The sequence below is a fragment of the Streptomyces sp. NPDC020898 genome (genome assembly GCF_044333925.1).
Lineage (GTDB): Bacteria > Actinomycetota > Actinomycetes > Streptomycetales > Streptomycetaceae > Streptomyces.
On the sequence record NZ_JBIRRV010000012.1, the window covers coordinates 174,938 to 190,959 of the forward strand.

9 protein-coding genes are annotated in these 16,022 nt (G+C 68.1%); 3 read left to right on the forward strand and 6 right to left on the reverse strand.

The annotated features are described in order from the left end of the window. Positions 1 to 19: 19 nt before the first annotated feature. Both ACH4TV_RS32355 and ACH4TV_RS32360 read right to left on the reverse strand, forming a co-directional pair. The gene (locus ACH4TV_RS32355) at positions 20 to 1,117 is read right to left on the reverse strand and encodes a glycine betaine ABC transporter substrate-binding protein (RefSeq protein WP_398404378.1); all 1,098 of its coding nucleotides are present in this window, start codon (positions 1,115 to 1,117) and stop codon (positions 20 to 22) included. 269 nt (positions 1,118 to 1,386) lie between these two features. Beyond that, positions 1,387 to 1,776, reverse strand: coding sequence for a hypothetical protein (locus tag ACH4TV_RS32360; RefSeq protein WP_398404618.1), 390 nt, complete (start codon positions 1,774 to 1,776; stop codon positions 1,387 to 1,389). Positions 1,777 to 2,163: 387 nt separating this feature from the next. On the opposite strand from ACH4TV_RS32360, the gene ACH4TV_RS32365 reads away from it, so the two are divergent. The 3 genes from ACH4TV_RS32365 (at position 2,164) to ACH4TV_RS32375 (ending at position 4,723) form a co-directional block, all read left to right on the forward strand. Then, the gene (locus tag ACH4TV_RS32365; protein WP_398404380.1) at positions 2,164 to 2,943 is read left to right on the forward strand and encodes an SDR family NAD(P)-dependent oxidoreductase; all 780 of its coding nucleotides are present in this window, start codon (positions 2,164 to 2,166) and stop codon (positions 2,941 to 2,943) included. Between the two features lie 80 nt (positions 2,944 to 3,023). Then, positions 3,024 to 3,407, forward strand: coding sequence for a nitronate monooxygenase (locus ACH4TV_RS32370; protein ID WP_398404382.1), 384 nt, complete (start codon positions 3,024 to 3,026; stop codon positions 3,405 to 3,407). Positions 3,408 to 3,445: 38 nt separating this feature from the next. Beyond that, a complete protein-coding gene (locus ACH4TV_RS32375) occupies positions 3,446 to 4,723 on the forward strand; it encodes an IS701 family transposase (RefSeq protein ID WP_398404384.1) in 1,278 nt (425 codons plus the stop codon). Between the two features lie 99 nt (positions 4,724 to 4,822). On the opposite strand, the gene ACH4TV_RS32380 is transcribed toward ACH4TV_RS32375, so the two are convergent. The 4 genes from ACH4TV_RS32380 to ACH4TV_RS32395 are packed head-to-tail and all read right to left on the reverse strand — an operon-like array spanning position 4,823 to position 15,898. Then, positions 4,823 to 5,599, reverse strand: a complete 777-nt coding sequence (locus ACH4TV_RS32380) for a thioesterase II family protein (protein WP_398404386.1) — start codon at positions 5,597 to 5,599, stop codon at positions 4,823 to 4,825. Then, on the reverse strand, positions 5,587 to 7,152 hold the full coding sequence (locus ACH4TV_RS32385) for a GMC family oxidoreductase (protein ID WP_398404388.1): 1,566 nt from the start codon (positions 7,150 to 7,152) through the stop codon (positions 5,587 to 5,589). Before ACH4TV_RS32385 ends, ACH4TV_RS32380 begins: the two co-directional genes overlap by 13 nt. Then, positions 7,149 to 11,699, reverse strand: a complete 4,551-nt coding sequence (locus ACH4TV_RS32390) for an amino acid adenylation domain-containing protein (protein WP_398404390.1) — start codon at positions 11,697 to 11,699, stop codon at positions 7,149 to 7,151. The genes ACH4TV_RS32385 and ACH4TV_RS32390 overlap by 4 nt, the downstream gene beginning before the upstream one ends. Positions 11,700 to 11,719: 20 nt before the next feature. Continuing rightward, positions 11,720 to 15,898: an amino acid adenylation domain-containing protein gene (locus ACH4TV_RS32395; RefSeq protein ID WP_398404392.1), complete on the reverse strand. Its 4,179-nt coding sequence runs from the start codon at positions 15,896 to 15,898 to the stop codon at positions 11,720 to 11,722. Positions 15,899 to 16,022: the final 124 nt, after the last annotated feature.

Below are 16,022 nucleotides of genomic sequence, written 5' to 3' on the forward strand. Positions count from 1 at the left end.
AGGTGTACTACGGGCTCGTCTACGACTTGGCCCAGGCTTTCCAGACGTCGGGGTTCTCGTCCATCCACTTCTGTGCTGCGTCCTCGAACGACATGCCGTCGTCGACGACGTAGCCCTGCATTTCGGCCAAGCGCTCGGCGGGCATCTCATAGTTCTGCATGAGGTTCCACACCGTGGGGTGCTTCTCCTTGAGACCAGACGAGCCCAGCGTGTAGATCACGGTTTCCGGCCACTGGCAGGCATACGTCGTGCCCCAACACTTGGTGGAGTACTTCGGGAACTCGATCCGGGTCAGATCCATGACCTGCGTCGCGTAGTTGGGACGCCACATGAGACCCAGCCAGGGCTCGCCGCGCTGGTAGGCGCGCTTCAGCTCCGCCATCAGCGCCGGCTCTGAGCCGGCGTAGACCATCTTGTAGTTGAGGTCGAGGTTGTCGATGCGCTGCTGGTCGCCGTAGAAGGGGGCCCAGGACTCCGCACCTTCCATGTACTGGCCCTTTTTGCCAGTCTTGGCGGTCGCGAAGACGTCGGCGCAGTCGTTGAGCGCCTTCCAGTCGGGAAGGCCGGGGCACATCGGCTTGATGCCGCGTTTCTTGTCACCCTTGATGACGTAGGTGGGCACATACCAGCCCTCCTCGCCGGGGTAGTCACTCGTGCCGATCTCGACGATCGACTTCTCCTTCTCGACGTACTTGTTCCAGATGTCAGGGGCCTGCCACCGCCAGAAGTCCGTCCTGATCATGTTGTCGGACTTCGACATGGCCGTGGACATGACGGCGTAGTCGCTGACGGGCGTGAGCTTCGCCTTGCCGCCGAGCGCGTTGACCACCTTGGCGAGCAGATTCGACTGCAGCGCGTTCTCCGTCAGACCGTCACTGATCAGGAATTCGACCTCGCCCTCGCCGGCCAGCGCCTTGGAGACGTCCTTGTCGACGCCCTTGGCGGGGGCCTTCGACTCGGTCTGGGCGCAGGAGGTCACCAGCATCAGTGCGCACAGAGCCGCCCCGACAGCGGATGCGCGAACGCGGGCCTTGGGGAGTGCGGCGCTCGGGCTGGATCTGGGGACCAGGCGAGGCCTCCCGTTCGATGTCAGGCGGCTGAGCTTGAACCGGTTCATCTGATGACTCCTTCTGACGGATGTGGGCCACGGTCGCGACAGCGGCGGTCTCGAACCCGAGGAAATCCGCCCACCCTCATCGCTCTGGCCGTCTCGACGTGAGATGCAGATCACTGGACGCGCTGAGTCAACGCCCTACTGCGCCCCGCGGTCGATCGGTATGCCTACGAGCCTCAGCGTCGTGCGTCGTGTTCTCACCAGTCGGGCCGCCACCTCACGGTGCCAAGGGAGCGGCCACTGAGGAGCCTGGGCGGAGGCTCCGTGCCCCGCTACGGCATGGCCCCGCACTGGGGGCGAGCCGTCCGCCACATGGTCATCGTCTTCACCCTGATCGGCTTCCGGGGCACCAGGCCGATCGCCCCCAGGGACGCTACAGCGTGGACGCCGAGGGGGCCCAGGACTAGTGACACTGGCGAATCACGTCGATCCCGGCCATCGACCGCGCACCCAGCAGGACCCGCGCAGGCCGCCGAGACCAGGGCAGTTCCCCGGTCATGGACGGGACGGAAGTCCCGTCGCACCAGGGCCGCTCCGAGCGCGTCGGTCAGCCCGACCTTGTCCGACAGACGCCGCACCAGCACGATACCGGCCTTGCCCACCAGCTTCTTCCCGCTCGCGGACAGCGACAGATCGTCCGCCCAATCTGTACCCTTCGACACCGGAAGGGGTTCCTCCCCTGCACGTGATCCAGTCCTAGAAAGGCTGAATCATCGCAGGTCGGAAGCATCCTTCCTCCATGAAGTGACTGGCTGTGACTGAAGTGCCTGGTGTCGTGAATTCGTGAGACCGGTGCCTGTGGAGGTTCCGGTTGTGGCCGGGGTTCCCGGCCCGGCTACGCCCTCCGCAGCGGGCACTCGGTGGGACTGCGCGGAACTTCGACCGCTTCTTCGGGCGACACACCGGCCGCACGCCCGCCGCCTACGCGGCTCGTCAGGCCACCCCGGATTGCTGAGACTCCCCCGCCGGTGGATATCCCAGAATCTTGCTCACCGTCTCATGAGGATTCCACTTCAGGCCCCCGTCAGATGCTCCCTAGAGTCACGGGCATGGACAAACCGAGCGTCATCATCACCGGGGCAGGCTCTGGCATCGGGCGGGGGATCGCCCGTGCTTTTGTCGACGCAGGATACGAGGTCTTCGCGAGTGACATCTCCCAGGAACGCCTGGAGGAGACGAAGGCCGAGTTGTCCTCCCCCTCGTCTCTCCACCTGCGGGTCGTCGACGTGAGCAGTTTCGAGAGTGTCGGCGCACTCGTCGACGAAGTGGTCGAGGCCACCGGTTCCCTTGACGTCATGGTCAACAGCGCGGGCGTCTTCGACGGGTACGCCGACGTGCTCGAAACCACGCCGGAGCTGTGGCACAAGGTCATCACGGTCAACCTCACCGGCACGTTCAACGGCTGTCGTGCCGCCGCGAAGGCCATGATCGGCCAGAAGTCCGGCCGGATCATCTCCATCGGTTCGGTCGCGGGACAGCGCGGCGCTGCCGACGGTCTCGCCTACGTCACTTCCAAGGCTGGTATCGAGGGTCTCCACCGCCGCCTCGCCATTGACGTGGGTCCACACAACGTTACGGCGAACGTCGTCGCCCCGGGTGTCATCCGGACCAACCTGCGCGCGACCTCGGAAGAACTCCTGGGCGACCTCGTGTCCTCCCAGAACCGCGGAATCGGGGTGTCGCCCGAAATCATGGACTTCCTCATCCCCGCGGCCCGCTCCGCCGATCCGAGCGAAGTGGCCTCAGTAGTGCTGTTCCTTGCTTCCGACGGGGCCTCCTACGTCAATGGCCAGGTGATCCGCGTCGACGGTGGGTGGAGCGCCACCTGAGGCCGCTCCGGCGCCCAGGGACGTACACGTCACAAGCAGGGGCAGTCACTGCCCACCGATCGAGCTGAAAGGTCCTACCCGTGATACAGACGGCGCTCACCCAGATTCTCGGCATCGTCCACCCCATCTGCTCGGCGGGGATGGCTCGCGTGGCCCAGGCCGAACTGGTGGTGGCGGTGACCAACGCCGGCGGCATGGGGTGCCTCGGGGGCGCGAGCTTCATGCCGGACACGCTGCGGGACCAGATCGAGACGATCAAGAAGGGGACCGACAAGCCGTACGCGGTCAATCTGCTGCTGCCAGATGCCCTGACCACCGAGGACCAGCAGCAGTGGGCGCCCGTGCGCGAACTGTGGGACTCACTCGACGACCAGGAGCGCACCAAGCTGTCAGGGATCGAGGCACTGCTGACGCCGGGCGCCGTGGCCGATCAGGTGCAGATCGTGCTAGTAGGGCTCCGTTAGGTCTGTCTCGGGGTCCTGTTTGGGGGCATGTTGGTGGTGTGGACGCACATGAAGTGAACCGTGCTCGGGCACAGTTGGGGTTATTCGTCGATGATGTGTTCGCGTCGGTGCCGCGCAAGGATCAGCGGGCGAAGGGTGACTGCTATCTGCGGGGGCTGATGCTGGACGGGCGGCGGAAGTCGATCCAGCCGATGGCGGAGCGGCTGCCGGACGGCAACGAGCAGAACCTGCAGCAGTTCGTGAACCAGTCGACCTGGGATCCGCTGCCGGTGCGGCGGCGGATCGCCGAGCGGATGGTGCCGAGAATCGGGCCGCAGGCCTGGGCGGTCGATGACGTGTCGTTCCCCAAGGACGGGAACATGTCGGTGGCGGTCGCGCACCAGTACTGCGGAGCGTTGGGCAAGCAGGCCAACTGCCAGGTCGCGGTGAGCGTGCACGCGGTCTCCGATGCCGCGTCCTGTCCGCTGCAGTGGCGCCTGTTCGTGCCCCAGGAGTGGGCACAGGATGCCGAGCGGCGGCACAAGACCGGGGTGCCGCAGGAGATCGGGCACCGGGAGAAGTGGCGTCTGGCCCTGGACCCGCTGGACGAGCTGGCCACGTGGGGGCTGGTGCCGCCGGTGGTGGTGGCCGACGCCGGCTACGGGCAGAACGCCGACTTCCGGGCCGGGCTGGCCGACCGGGACATCGCCTACGTGGTGGCGGTCCGCTCGGATGTGACCGTCCACCCGCATGACGCGCTGCCCGTTGCCCCACCCTGGTCCGGTAAGGGCCGCAGGCCGCAGCCCCGCTACCGCGACAAGCCGTCCTCGGTGGCCATCCTGGCCACCGGCCGTGGCCGGCAGGCGTTCACCGAGGTGACCTGGCGGGAAGGCTCCCGCGGGCCGATGCGCTCGCGCTTTCTTGCCGTGCGGGTGCGGCCGGCCGGGGTCAGGGCCCGACGTCTGGCCCAGACCGCCGCCACCGCGCGAGAGGGCGTCTGGGCCGGTGTCCTGCCCGAGGTCACCCTGCTGGTCGAATGGCCCGCCGGAGCCGAAGCACCCACCGACTACTGGCTGTCGAACCTTCCCGCCGACACCCCGATCGCCGACCTGGTCCGCCTGGCAAAGATCCGCTGGCGCATCGAGCACGACTACCGCGAACTCAAGCACGGCCTCGGCCTGGACCACTTCGAGGGCCGCTCCTGGAGGGGCTGGCACCACCACGTCACCCTGGTCACCGCCGCCCACGCGTTCCTCACCGAACAGCGGCTGGCCCCAAAAGCCGATACACCGGACTCACCCTCTACCAGATCCTCGACGCCATCCAGGACCTGCTGAACTGCTGGACCGGCACCTGCACCACCTGCCACCGCCCCCTGCCCAGAACAGCAACCACCAGCCCAAACCCAAGAGCCAGAACAACCTAACGGAGTCCTACTAGTACTTCAGCAGATCGGCGGCCATGACGGGTAGGAAGCGGTCAGCGGCTTCGTGTAGGAAGAAGTGGCCCCCGGCGAAGAGACGCACCGAGACCTCAGCGCTGGAATGACCCTGCCAGGCATCGAGGTCCTCGGGGAGCGCCGATGCGTCCTCGGTGGCGCCATACACCGAGATCGGGCAACCCAGCGGACGTTCGGGTAGGTGTCGATGGGTCTCGGCCACCGAGAAGTCGGCGCGCACGGTGGGGAGCAGCGCGGCCAGCACGGCGCTGTCAGTCCGGAATGCGCGCATGTTCCCGTTCAGTTCGCCCAGACGTGCGACAAGATCACTCGCTGGAGCGTCGTGTACGGGGGTTTCGCGTCGGGGCAGGTGGGGGGCTGGGGAGGCCGCGACGAGCAGTCTGGTCGGCTCGGGCATGCCGAGGCGGCGCATGAGTCGGCATGCCTCGAAGGCTATGGCTGCCCCCATGCTGTGGCCGAACCAGGCGTGCGGACGGTGCAGCAAGGGTTCGATGTCGCGTACGAGTGCCGACACCAGAGCGTCCATGCGGTCGTACGGCTTTTCGCGGAACCGAGTCTCCCGGCCGGGCAGGCGGATCGCGACGACCTCGATGTCGGGGCCAAGCAGGCTTGGCCAGTGCCGGAAGGTCGCGGCGCCCCCGCCTGCGTGGGGCAGGCAGAAGAGCTGCAGGGGAGCTTGCGGAGCCGGGCGCGGGCTCACGCACCACTGCTCCGGGCCGGTCACGCGTGACGACGGGCGGGTCAGTCCATCCATCGGGCCACCCGTTCTGCGAGGGCGATGCAGGTCAGATTCGGCGGGGCGCTGGGAATGAACGGCATGACCGAGGCGTCCACGACACGCAGGCCCTCCACCCCGTAGACCCGGCAGTATTGGTCCACCACTGCCTGCTGATCACCAGCCGGCCCCATGCGGGCAGAGCCGACGGGGTGCCAGGTCGGGGAAATGAAGCTGGCGACGGCTCGTCGCAGCAACGCGTCGTCCTGCACCATCCGGCCGGTCCAGACGAAGACCCGGTCCAGCAGTTGCGCCATGGGGGGGCAGGCCAGCACGGACCAGGCCGAGCGGACGCCGACCATCAGGCGCTCGACGTCGGAGGGGTCGGAGGCGAGGCCCAGCACGATGTCGGGTGGAGTGTCGTGTTCGGCGTTCCGGATGGCGACCGAGCCTCGGGAGGCAGGCCTGAGCAGCATCGTCGACATCCCGACGGCCAGCTCGTCGCCGAACTTTCCGGCTATGAAGGGCATCTCGGCGGTCGGCACGTTGTCCAGAAGGAGGAGTGCCAGGTCGGCAGCGGTTCCGGCCCTGTCGGCGCCGCTGGCCAATCGTGCCATCACCTCGTGCCAGGCGCCCCCCGTGCGGCACACCCCAGGCTTGGGCAGCGCCCACAGCACCACCGCCGCATGGTCGGTGAGGTTCTTCCCCACCCCTGGCAGGCTGACGACCGGGCGGATACCGGCAGCGGTCAGCTGCCCGGCGTCGCCTATGCCCGAGCGCTGCAGGATCGCGGGGGTGCCGATCGCTCCGGCGGACAGCGTCACGCGCCGTGCGGTCACCCTGCGCATGCGGCCTTCCCGGTGTACCTCTATACCGGCCACCCGATTGTCACCGGACCACAGCAGCCTGGCGGCCGTGCTGTTCTGCCAGACGGTGAGGTTCGGCCGGTGGAGGGCGGCTTTCAGGTGGCTGTCAGCCGTGGACACCCGGCGTTCTCCGAGCGCGTTGCTGGGGATGACACCCGCTCCCGGTGCCTGGCCGGTGTTGAGGTCGTCGAGCAAGGGCAGTCCGAGCTGCCCGCATGACCGCAGGAAGGCCGTTGCCGCGGCGCCCAGCGACTCCGGGGGCAGGCGCCTGATCGGGACCGGCCCGTGCGAGCCGTGGTCTGCGCCCTTTTGGTCCTGGTCGGTCTCGGCACCGATGAAGAACGGCAGGACCTGCTTCCAGGCCCACTCCGGGTTACCCGCAGCGGCCCAGCTGTCGAAGTCCTCCGGCAGACCGCGTAGCGCGATCGCGCCGTTGACCGCGGACGAGCCGCCGAGCCCCTTGCCCACTGGGTAGGGGAAGCGCCGCCCGCCGCCCGGGCCGAGCCCAGCGGTGTGGTCCCAGTTGCGTCCGCTCAGCACTGGCACGCCGGCCCGCTCCGGCGCGCTGTCCGCAGTGCCGGTCGGGTCCGCGCCGGCCTCGACGAGCAGGACCCGGCGGCCGCCGTTCTCGGAGAGCCGCGCGGCCAGGACCGCGCCCGCCGACCCCGCGCCGACGACTATGTCGTCCCAGCTGTCGTGATCCTCGTACTCCTCTGTGTCGCTCATGGCGCCATCTCCCCGGCCCGTGCGGTGAGGGCGGCTGCCAGCGTGGCAACCGTCGGGTTCTCGAAGAGGATCCACAACCCGTCCTCGGCGTCGTCGCCCAGCGGGAAGCTCTCACGCAGCCGGGAAAGGATGTGGACCGCGTGCAGTGAATCCCCGCCGAGCTCGAAGAAGTTGCTTTCGACGCCGAACTCCTCGTTCCCCAGAACGTCCTGCCAGACGGCGAGCAGCGTGGTCTCGGTGTCGTTGCGCGGCGCCGCGTAGGACTCCGGCGCCTCCGTGTCCCAGGGCGTCGGTAGGGCGGAGGTGTCCACCTTGCCGTTGGCACTCAGTGGTACGCGGTCGATGAGCAGGTAGTGATGAGGAACCATGTAGTCGGGCAGCAGGCTCCCGAGGGCGCTGCGTAGCTCCACGGGGTCCGGCTGGGCAAACCCGTCGGCCGACTCGGCGATCAGCACATGCTGGACCATCATGTCGGTGGCGGCGCCGCCCTGGGGGATCGCGGTGGCGCGTTCGAAGGACGCTGCCTTGAGCGCCTCCTGCCATTCGTCGACGCGCAACAGTGGTAGATCGCGCTGTCCTTGGTGGTGCGACAAGCTCTCGAGGAAGCCCACCGTCACCATCTGGATCACGTAGTTCTCCGTGCCTTCGATGAGGATCAGTTGCCCGCCCGGCGCGAGCACTTGGCGGATGTGACCGAGAGCGGAGTCCACGTCCGCGATGTCATGCAGCACTTGCCCGGCCAGGACGATGTCCGCGGACCCCCGCTCGTACCCCTGTGGGGCGAAGTCACGTTCGATGTCACACACGCCGTACTCGACGTAGGCGTGGTCGGCGAAGGCATGCCGGGCGCGCTCGGTGAAGAATGTTGACACATCAGTGAAGTGGTAGCGCACCCGACCGGCGGGCAGGCGGGGAAGGACCTTGGCCGTGGTGGCCCCGGTGCCGGCTCCGAGTTCGAGGATCCGTACCGGATCGTCGCCGGAGTGGCGCGCGATCCGCTCGGCCACCACCTCGGCAGCGATACGGTTCTGCAGCGCGGAGACCGGGTTCGAGGAGTACAGCATGTCGGTCACGTGCTGGCTGCCGTCCGGCATCAGCAACTGCAGCGGGCTGACCTTGCCCCGCAGCAGGTCCACCTGGTGTTCGGCGCAGCTCGCCAGGTAGCCGACGAGCACCTGGCCGGGACCGTTTGTCCTGACGGTGTCCAGAGCAGCCCGCACCCGGGTGTTTAGTGCGGCGGCGTCCAGTGGTTCGGCGCTGCGGTAGGCCCCCTGACGGTCGGCTGGGCGCAGCACTCCGCGGGCGGTGAGCGCGTCCAGCCAGTGTTGGATGAGCCCCTGGTAGGCGGGTTTGGCCTCGGCACGCTCGGTGATCTCCCCGGCCGTCGCGGTGTCCCCTGGATCGGTGAAGATGCCGAGCCGTGCGAGTGTCCGTGCCATGACCAGCACGGCGGCTTCTTCGAGGATCTGCCAGGCACTGCGGAAGTCGGCCAGCTCGTCCCCCAGATCGGCCAGTCCTTCCCTCAGCGCCGTGTCACCTGCCGCGAGGACGGCCGGCCAGGCGTCGCCGACGGGACGCGCAACGCTCCCCTGGGCGGTGGGGCTACCGGTGGGGACCACATAGGCGACCAGCTGCCGCCGCCCGGTGCCGGCGTTGGTGTCCACCCGGACGATCGCCTTGTCCACCCCGGGCTGCCGGTTCAACGCGACCGTTATCTCGTCCAGTTCGATGCGGTAGCCGTTGAGCTTGACCTGGAAGTCCTCCCGGCCCAGGAACTCGATGTCGCCACCGGGCAGATACCGGCCGAGATCGCCGGTCCGGTACAGCAGCTCTCCGGTCTCCCGGTGACGTATGAACCGCTCGGCCGTACGCTCCGGATCGGCCCAGTAGCCCTTGGCCACTCCGGTGCCGCCGATGTAGATCTCCCCTACCGTCCAGACGGGGCACTTCCGCAGTCGCTGGTCGTAGACGTGCAGGGTCTGATTGGCCAGCGGCTGGCCGTACGGGATGCGGGTCCACTGCGCAGGCACCTCGCCGATGGGGAAGCACACCGACCAGATGGACGCCTCTGTGGCGCCGCCCAGGCTGATCACCTCGGCGTGGGGGTGGCGGGCGCGCACGGCGTCGGGCAGCGCTACCGGTATCCAGTCCCCGCTGAGCATGACCACGCGCAGAGCGGATTCCACAAGCTGCTCGCCTGGCTGCGTGGAGTCGGTCCACAGCTCCATGAGGGCGGGAACGGAGTTCCAGACGGTGACACCGTGCTGTTCGGCCAGCTCCGACCAGTACGCCGGGTCCTGCGAACGGTGAGGGGCGGGCATCACGATGGTGGCGCCGGCCGCCAGGGTGCCGAAGACGTCGTAGACCGAAAGGTCGAAACTCAGGGCGGATAGGGCCAGTACGCGGTCGGACGGGCCGATGGCGAAGCGCCGGTTGATGTCCTGGAGGGTGTTGACCGCGCCCCGGTGGTCGATCATCACGCCCTTGGGGTGACCGGTGGAGCCTGAGGTGAAGATGACATAGGCAAGGTCGTCCGGTGCCGGTACGGAAGTGGGCAGCACCGTGTCCGCCGCTGCCACCTCGGCGTCGTCGAAGGTGACCACCCGTATGTCCTCCGGCCAGGACAGCGCATCGCGCAGGCCCGTAGTGGTGACCACTGTCCGCACCCGCCCCGACTCCAGCAGTTGGTGCTGCCGTGCCTGCGGCCACTGTGGATCGACGGGCAGGTAGGCGGCGCCGGAGGCCACCACTCCGAGCACGGCGGGAACCTGGTCCAGGCCCTTCTCCAGGACCACCCCGACCAGGGTCCCGGCGCCCGCACCGAGCGCGGTCAGGTGGTGGGCAAGCCGGTACGCCCGTGCCATGACCTCGCCGTAGGTGTATCGGCCCTCCTCGCAGACCACGGCCACCGCATCGGGCTGCCGGGCCGCCTGTTGCGCGACGATGCTGATGAGCGTGCCGCCCGGCAGGCTGGTGGTGGTGTCGTTGGCGCGGACCCGCTCGGCGAGCTGCCACGCCGGCGGTGAGACCGGCGGACGGTCCGTGTCCCAGGCGCGTTCGTCGCTGCTGAGCCGTTCCAACAGCCCGCAGTAGACGGCGAACATGTCGTCCAGCAGCCCTTCGGGGAACAGTGCCTCCACCGCGTCCCAGTTGAAGACCAGCGAGCCCTGTTCCTCCATCACCTGATGGTCCAGCCAGACCTGTGGCGTCTGGCTGATGCCGTGGACGTACTTCCCGAAGAAGGACATCCCGTCCATCGTGTCGGCCTCGGCGGCGAAGCCCAACGCGCTGGTGAACACGATCGGCATCGCGGTTCCGGGGCCTCCGCCCAATCTCCGGGACCGCTCCCGCAGTACCCGCACACCGCTGTACGAGAGGTGCTCGAGATCGCGCATCAGCTGCTGCTGGAGCCGGGCCGCCCGCCGCGCGAAAGGTTCCTTGTACGCGTCGCGGACCTCCAGCAGGGTCAACGAGGTGAAGTCACCGATGACCTCGCTGATCCCCGCGGGCTCCGAGGGCCGGTTGAACAGGGTGAGATTGAGAGTGAAGTCGGGCTGCTTGGACCACAGGCGCACGACGTCGGAGAAGGCCGTGAGAAGAACCGACGAGGGAGTCACCCCGTGCTCCCGGGCGGTCCGCTTGACCGCTTCCCATTGCTTGCGCGGAAGGCTCGCCCGGCGCCGGGTGAACTCTGTGAGCTCCAGCTGGGACGGCTGCAGCGCCAGTGGCAGTTCGGGTGCGGCAGGCAGCTCGTCGAGCCGCCCGTGCCAGTATTCCTCGGCGGTCCGGTGGCGAGCGCCTCCCCGCTGCGCCTCCTCGGCGAGGACATGGTCACGGTAGGTGATGTCCAGTGGCGCGGGGGCGTGGTTCTCGTCCTCGTAGAACCGCTGCCAGTCCCGGAAGAACACCTCGATGCTGAAGGCGTCCAGGATCAACAGGTCCAGGCTGATGTGCAGGCGAAGCTGCCGCGTGTGCCGCGTGGCGCGAATGTCGAACAGCGGCCACCGGTCCGGGGGCAACACCTGGTGCCCCATCTCGGAACGGAGCGCGGCCAGGTGGGCCTCGTATTCCTCATCGGTCGAGCCGCTGCGGTCGGCGCAGCGTATGACGTACGCCGGGACCTCGGGCAGTACACGTTGCCTGCCGTCCGGCTCGATGACCGCGCGCAGCATGTCGTGCCGGTCGATCACTTTGCGCAGACTGCGTTCGAGGCGCGGCACATCCACGCCTTCGCGTTCGAGCTCGAAGTAGAAGTGGGTGGTCACCCCTCCCAGCTCGAAAGCGCGGTTGTGCCCGATCCAGTAGGCGTGCTGGATGTCGGTCAGCCCGAACGGCTCGTGGCGCTCCTCGGGCCGCGCCACGGGGAGGTACTCCTGCGTGCCGGTCCCCACCGACAGCAGCGCGATCAGCTCCTCGCGCCGTTGCCGTAGTTCCTCCCGCAGTTGCGGAGTGAGCGAGCCGGCCGGGGCTACCACGTCCAGTCGGCCGTCGTTCAGCCGCAGCTTGATGCCGAGCCGGTGAAGCTCCGTGATCAGGTCCTGCTCCATCGCGGATGTCCTCCCGAAGATCAGTGGTGAGCCGGACAACCGGTGATCGCAGCGGCGACCGCGGCGACATGGCTGTCGGTGAGCAGCGTGTGGTGGGTGCCGTCGACCACGGATGCGGTGGCCTCGCCCCGGGTCAGAGCGCTCCAGCCCCAGTCGGCCGCTCCCGCGTGCGGATGGCCGGCGAACTCGCTCACCCGGCCCTGGGCCGCCTGAACGACAGTGACGTCCGCATCGATCAGGGGTGCACGGTATTCGTGGCAGGCGAGGATGACGCCCCGGAACACCGGCCAGTTCAGGGCCAGCCCGGCCAGGTCGAGTGTGGCCTCGGTGAGGTTCTGCCTCCGGGCGATCGCCACGGCGCGGCCCAGCCGGTCGTCGTCGGGAAGTGCGCGCAGTTCCCGTACCTCCTCGGTGCTCACCGCTGTCGGGTCGAAACCGAGGGCGAGGTCTTCGAGGAACCAGAGCACCATGGTCGTCTCGTCGGTGGCGCCGGGCGCGAGCGGGGCGGGAGAGTCGATCACCAGGAGCCGTTCGACTGTCTCGCCGCGCGCCTCCAGTTGGTGCGCCATTTCGAAGGCGATCACTGAGCCGGAGGACCAGCCGCCGAGCCGGTACGGACCGTGGGGCTGCGCCGCGAGGAGCGCTTCGGTGTAGAGGGCGGCCAGTTCGGTCACCGTCTCCAGCGGCTCACGGCCTACGGCGGGGCCGGGTGCCTGCAGGGCATAGCAGGGTCCGTCGAGGTGATCGGCCAGTCCGCGGTAGCAGAGCACGTTGCCGCCCGCCGGATGGACCAGGAACCAGGGTTCGCCCTCGCCCGCTTCCTTGAGAACGACGAGCGGGGACCAGTCCTGGTCCGGCGCGTCCAGCAGTTCGGCGAGGGCCGCGATCGTCCGGCGCTCCAGCAGCGCTCCGAGCGGCACCTGTCGTCCCAGCCGATTCTTCACCTGGCCGAGGACGCGCAGCGCGGCGAAGGACTGGCCGCCGAGATCGAAGAAGTCGTCGAACACGCCGACAGGATCGACCTCCAGAATGGACGTCCAGATGTCGGCGAGCGCTGTCTCGGTGGGGGTGCGAGGCGGTGTGTACGGACGCGTATGGACATCCTGGGCGGGCCCCATGACCTCCAGCGCCTTGCGATCGACCTTGCCGTTGCCGGTGAGCGGCAGCCGGTCGAGCACGGTGACGAAGCTGGGGACCATATAGCCGGGCAGCCGCTTGGCGAGATGGCTCAGCAGTGTGTCCGGCTGGGGTGGCCGTTCACTGTCCTCTCCGATCACGAACGCGGCGAGTTGCTTGCCGGCGCCCAGCGTGCGGGCGATGACCGCGGCGTGCCGTACATCGGGATGTGCGGTGAGCGCGTGCTCGATCTCTCCCGGTTCCACGCGGAACCCCTGGATCTTCACCTGGAAGTCGGCGCGCCCCAGGAACTCGATATCTCCGCTGGGCAGGTAGCGCCCCAGATCGCCGGTGCGGTAGAACGTCCCGTTTTCCGAATCGGTGACGAACGACGCGGCGGTCCGCTGTGGGTCGCCCAGGTAGCCCAGGGCGACGCCCGCGCCGCCGATGTACAGCTCGCCGGCGACCCAGTCGGGGGCATCCCGGCCCACCTTGTCCTGTACTCGCCAGCTCTGGTTGGCCAGTGGTTTGCCGTACGGAATGCTCACCCAGGAGGGGTCCTGCTCCTGGACCGGGTAGTGGATGGACCAGATGGACGCCTCGGTCGCTCCCCCGAGGCTGATCACTCGGGCATCGGGTGCAACCGCGCGGATCCGGGCAGGGAGCTGAACCGGGATCCAGTCACCGCTCAGCAGAACGGTGCGCAGGGCGGGGAAGCGTACGCCGGATGCCTCCGCGGCCTCCACGAACAGCTCCATGATCGCCGGCACCGAATTCCACACCGTGACGCCCCGGCTGAGCACCGTATCGATCCACTCCTGTGGGTCGGCCCGCCCCGTGGGCGGCAGCACGAGGGTGGCCCCGGCCGCGGCGGAACCGAAGACGTCGTACACGGACAGATCGAACCAGAGGGAGGACACCCCGAAGATCACGTCCTCTGGACCGATGCCGAAGCGGCGGTTGATGTCGGTGATGGTGTTCAGCGGGCCGCGGTGATCCAGGATCGCGCCCTTCGGTTTGCCGCTGGAGCCGGAGGTGTAGATCACGTACGCCACATCCTCAGGCGTTCCCTTCCCCGCAGGCGCCGCATGCGGCATCTGCGCCGCCTCCGGTCCGTCCACGGCCAGCACCGGGCAGGTGGCGGCCGCGCGCAGGTTCGTGCACCGGTCCTCGGTGGTGAGCACTGCCGTGGCGCGGGTCTCGGCGAGCAGGTACTCGATGCGCTCGCGCGGCCAGTCGGGATCGATGGGTACGTAGGCGGCCGTCGCAGCCAGGGCGCCGTACACGGCGATGATCTGCGCTCCGCCCTTCGGCGCCGCCACGGCGACCATGTCCCCGTGGCGGACACCCCGCGCACCGAGCATCTCCGCGAGCCTGCCGGCGCGTGTGTGCAGTTCGGCGTAGGTCAGCACATCGTCCGAGGCAATGACGGCCGGGCGGTGCCCCATGTCCGCGGCACGCCGGGGCAGTGCGGAGTGCAGCAGGCCGCCGGGCACCGCGTGGACGGAGTGGTTGACGCGGGCACGGCGCTTATGTTGTTCAGGAGGGAGCAGGTCGAAAGCTATGCGGTCCCACGCCGCGTCGTCGTCGGCAAGCACGGCGAGCAGGCTGCGGTAAGCGTGGTGCATGGCATCGATCAGACCGGCAGGGAACATTTCTTCAATGAGGTCCCACACCACCCACAGGCTGCCGTCGCTCTGTTGCCAGAACTGGTTGTCCAGCAGCACCTGCGGCGTTTCCAGATGGCTGAAGACGGGACGGTCCATGTGGCCCATGAAGAGTCCGCTGCCGACCACGAAGGGGCAAACGGCACGTCCCGGTGTGCGCCGTACCTGGTTGAGCGTCTGGAGAACCTTCACCCCGCTCCAGTAGGTGTGTTCCATGTCGGCCATGACCTGCTGCTGGAGTCGGCGGCAGCGCTCCATGAAGGTCTCGTCGTGCCGCCAGTCGACTTCCAGCGGGTAGAGAGAGGCGAAGTTTCCGACGACCTCGCCGATCTGCGGATGCAGCGGAAGCCTGTGCGTCATCATGTTGTTCAGCAGGAAGTGCCGAGATCCACTCCAGTAGGCAACCACTTCGGCATAGGCGCCGTAGACCGCGTTGGTCGGCGTCAGCCCATGAAGGGCGGCCTTCCGCTTGAACCGGGCCCACCCCTCGGCGGGCAGGACGAACTCCCGGCGCTCCAGACGGGCTCGCGTCCGGGATTCCGCCCCGGCGACGAGTGGCAGTTCCGGCGCTGCAGGCCAGTCGGCCATCCGGTCGCACCAGTACTTCTTGGACGCCTTGCCCAGAGACGACTCCTCCAACTCCGCCAGGGCCAGAACGCAGTCTCGATAACCCAACTCCAGTTCGGGTACGTGATCGTGCGGATCGTGATAACACCTCAGGACACTGTCGAGGAAGCGGCCGGTACCGGGGCCATCGCTGAAGAAATTGTTGTTGTTGTAGTGCAGGCGGGCGCGGCCCTCGCCGTACAGGGTGATCCGCACGTCCATCCATGGCCATCGGTCGAGCGGAAGCTCCCGAGCCCGCATCTCGGTTCGCACGCGCTCGATGCCTGCCTGTGCCTCCTCCTCGCTGCACTGTCGCAGGTCTTCGACCGGAACCCGGACCGGCGCCGGATCACGGACCGTCTGAAGCTGGAGGTCGTCGCGGACCACGACGATGCTCTTGTGCTGTCGGCGCAGCATGCGGCCCAGTGCCTCCTCGAAGCGCACGGGATCGAGCTCGTCGAAGTCCATCTCCATGTACTGGTGCGGCCGCACGTGGTACTCGAGCTCCTCCCTGCCACCGACCAGGAAGGACATCTGCAGGTCGGACGGCGGGAAGGGCTCGTGCAGGTGTGCCGCGTCGGGCGTAACGGTCGGTAGCTCGGTATCCAGGTTCACGGCGTCGCGCTCCTGGACGAGCCACTGGATCAATTCCGGCTTCAGACGTTTGATCTGCTCGCGCAGGTCGTCGGGGAGCTGCCCGCGGGGGGCGGTCACCTGGATCCGCTCTTCGTCGAGCAGCTTCACCGTGATGCCGATCTCGGCGAGCCGGCCGAGCAGCTCGGTTCCGTCCATCTCTCGGGGCGTGGTCACTTCCGGGAACTCCTCTTCAGGCAAGATCTGCCAGCAGCGAGATGCATCGGCGGGCGTGCGGGTCGGTCGTGCGGGTGTCATGGCCGGCCCAGCCCCAGCTCGTCTGGGTGCTCCAGTTGGGCAT

What these genes read in the sequence shown, in the direction of transcription:
- ACH4TV_RS32380 (WP_398404386.1), bottom strand. Translation starts at nt 5,599, where the DNA reads ATGGATGGACTGACCCGCCCGTCGTCACGCGTGACCGGCCCGGAGCAG.
- ACH4TV_RS32385 (WP_398404388.1), bottom strand. Translation starts at nt 7,152, where the DNA reads ATGAGCGACACAGAGGAGTACGAGGATCACGACAGCTGGGACGACATA.
- ACH4TV_RS32355 (WP_398404378.1), bottom strand. Translation starts at nt 1,117, where the DNA reads ATGAACCGGTTCAAGCTCAGCCGCCTGACATCGAACGGGAGGCCTCGC.
- ACH4TV_RS32390 (WP_398404390.1), bottom strand. Translation starts at nt 11,699, where the DNA reads ATGGAGCAGGACCTGATCACGGAGCTTCACCGGCTCGGCATCAAGCTG.
- ACH4TV_RS32365 (WP_398404380.1), top strand. Translation starts at nt 2,164, where the DNA reads ATGGACAAACCGAGCGTCATCATCACCGGGGCAGGCTCTGGCATCGGG.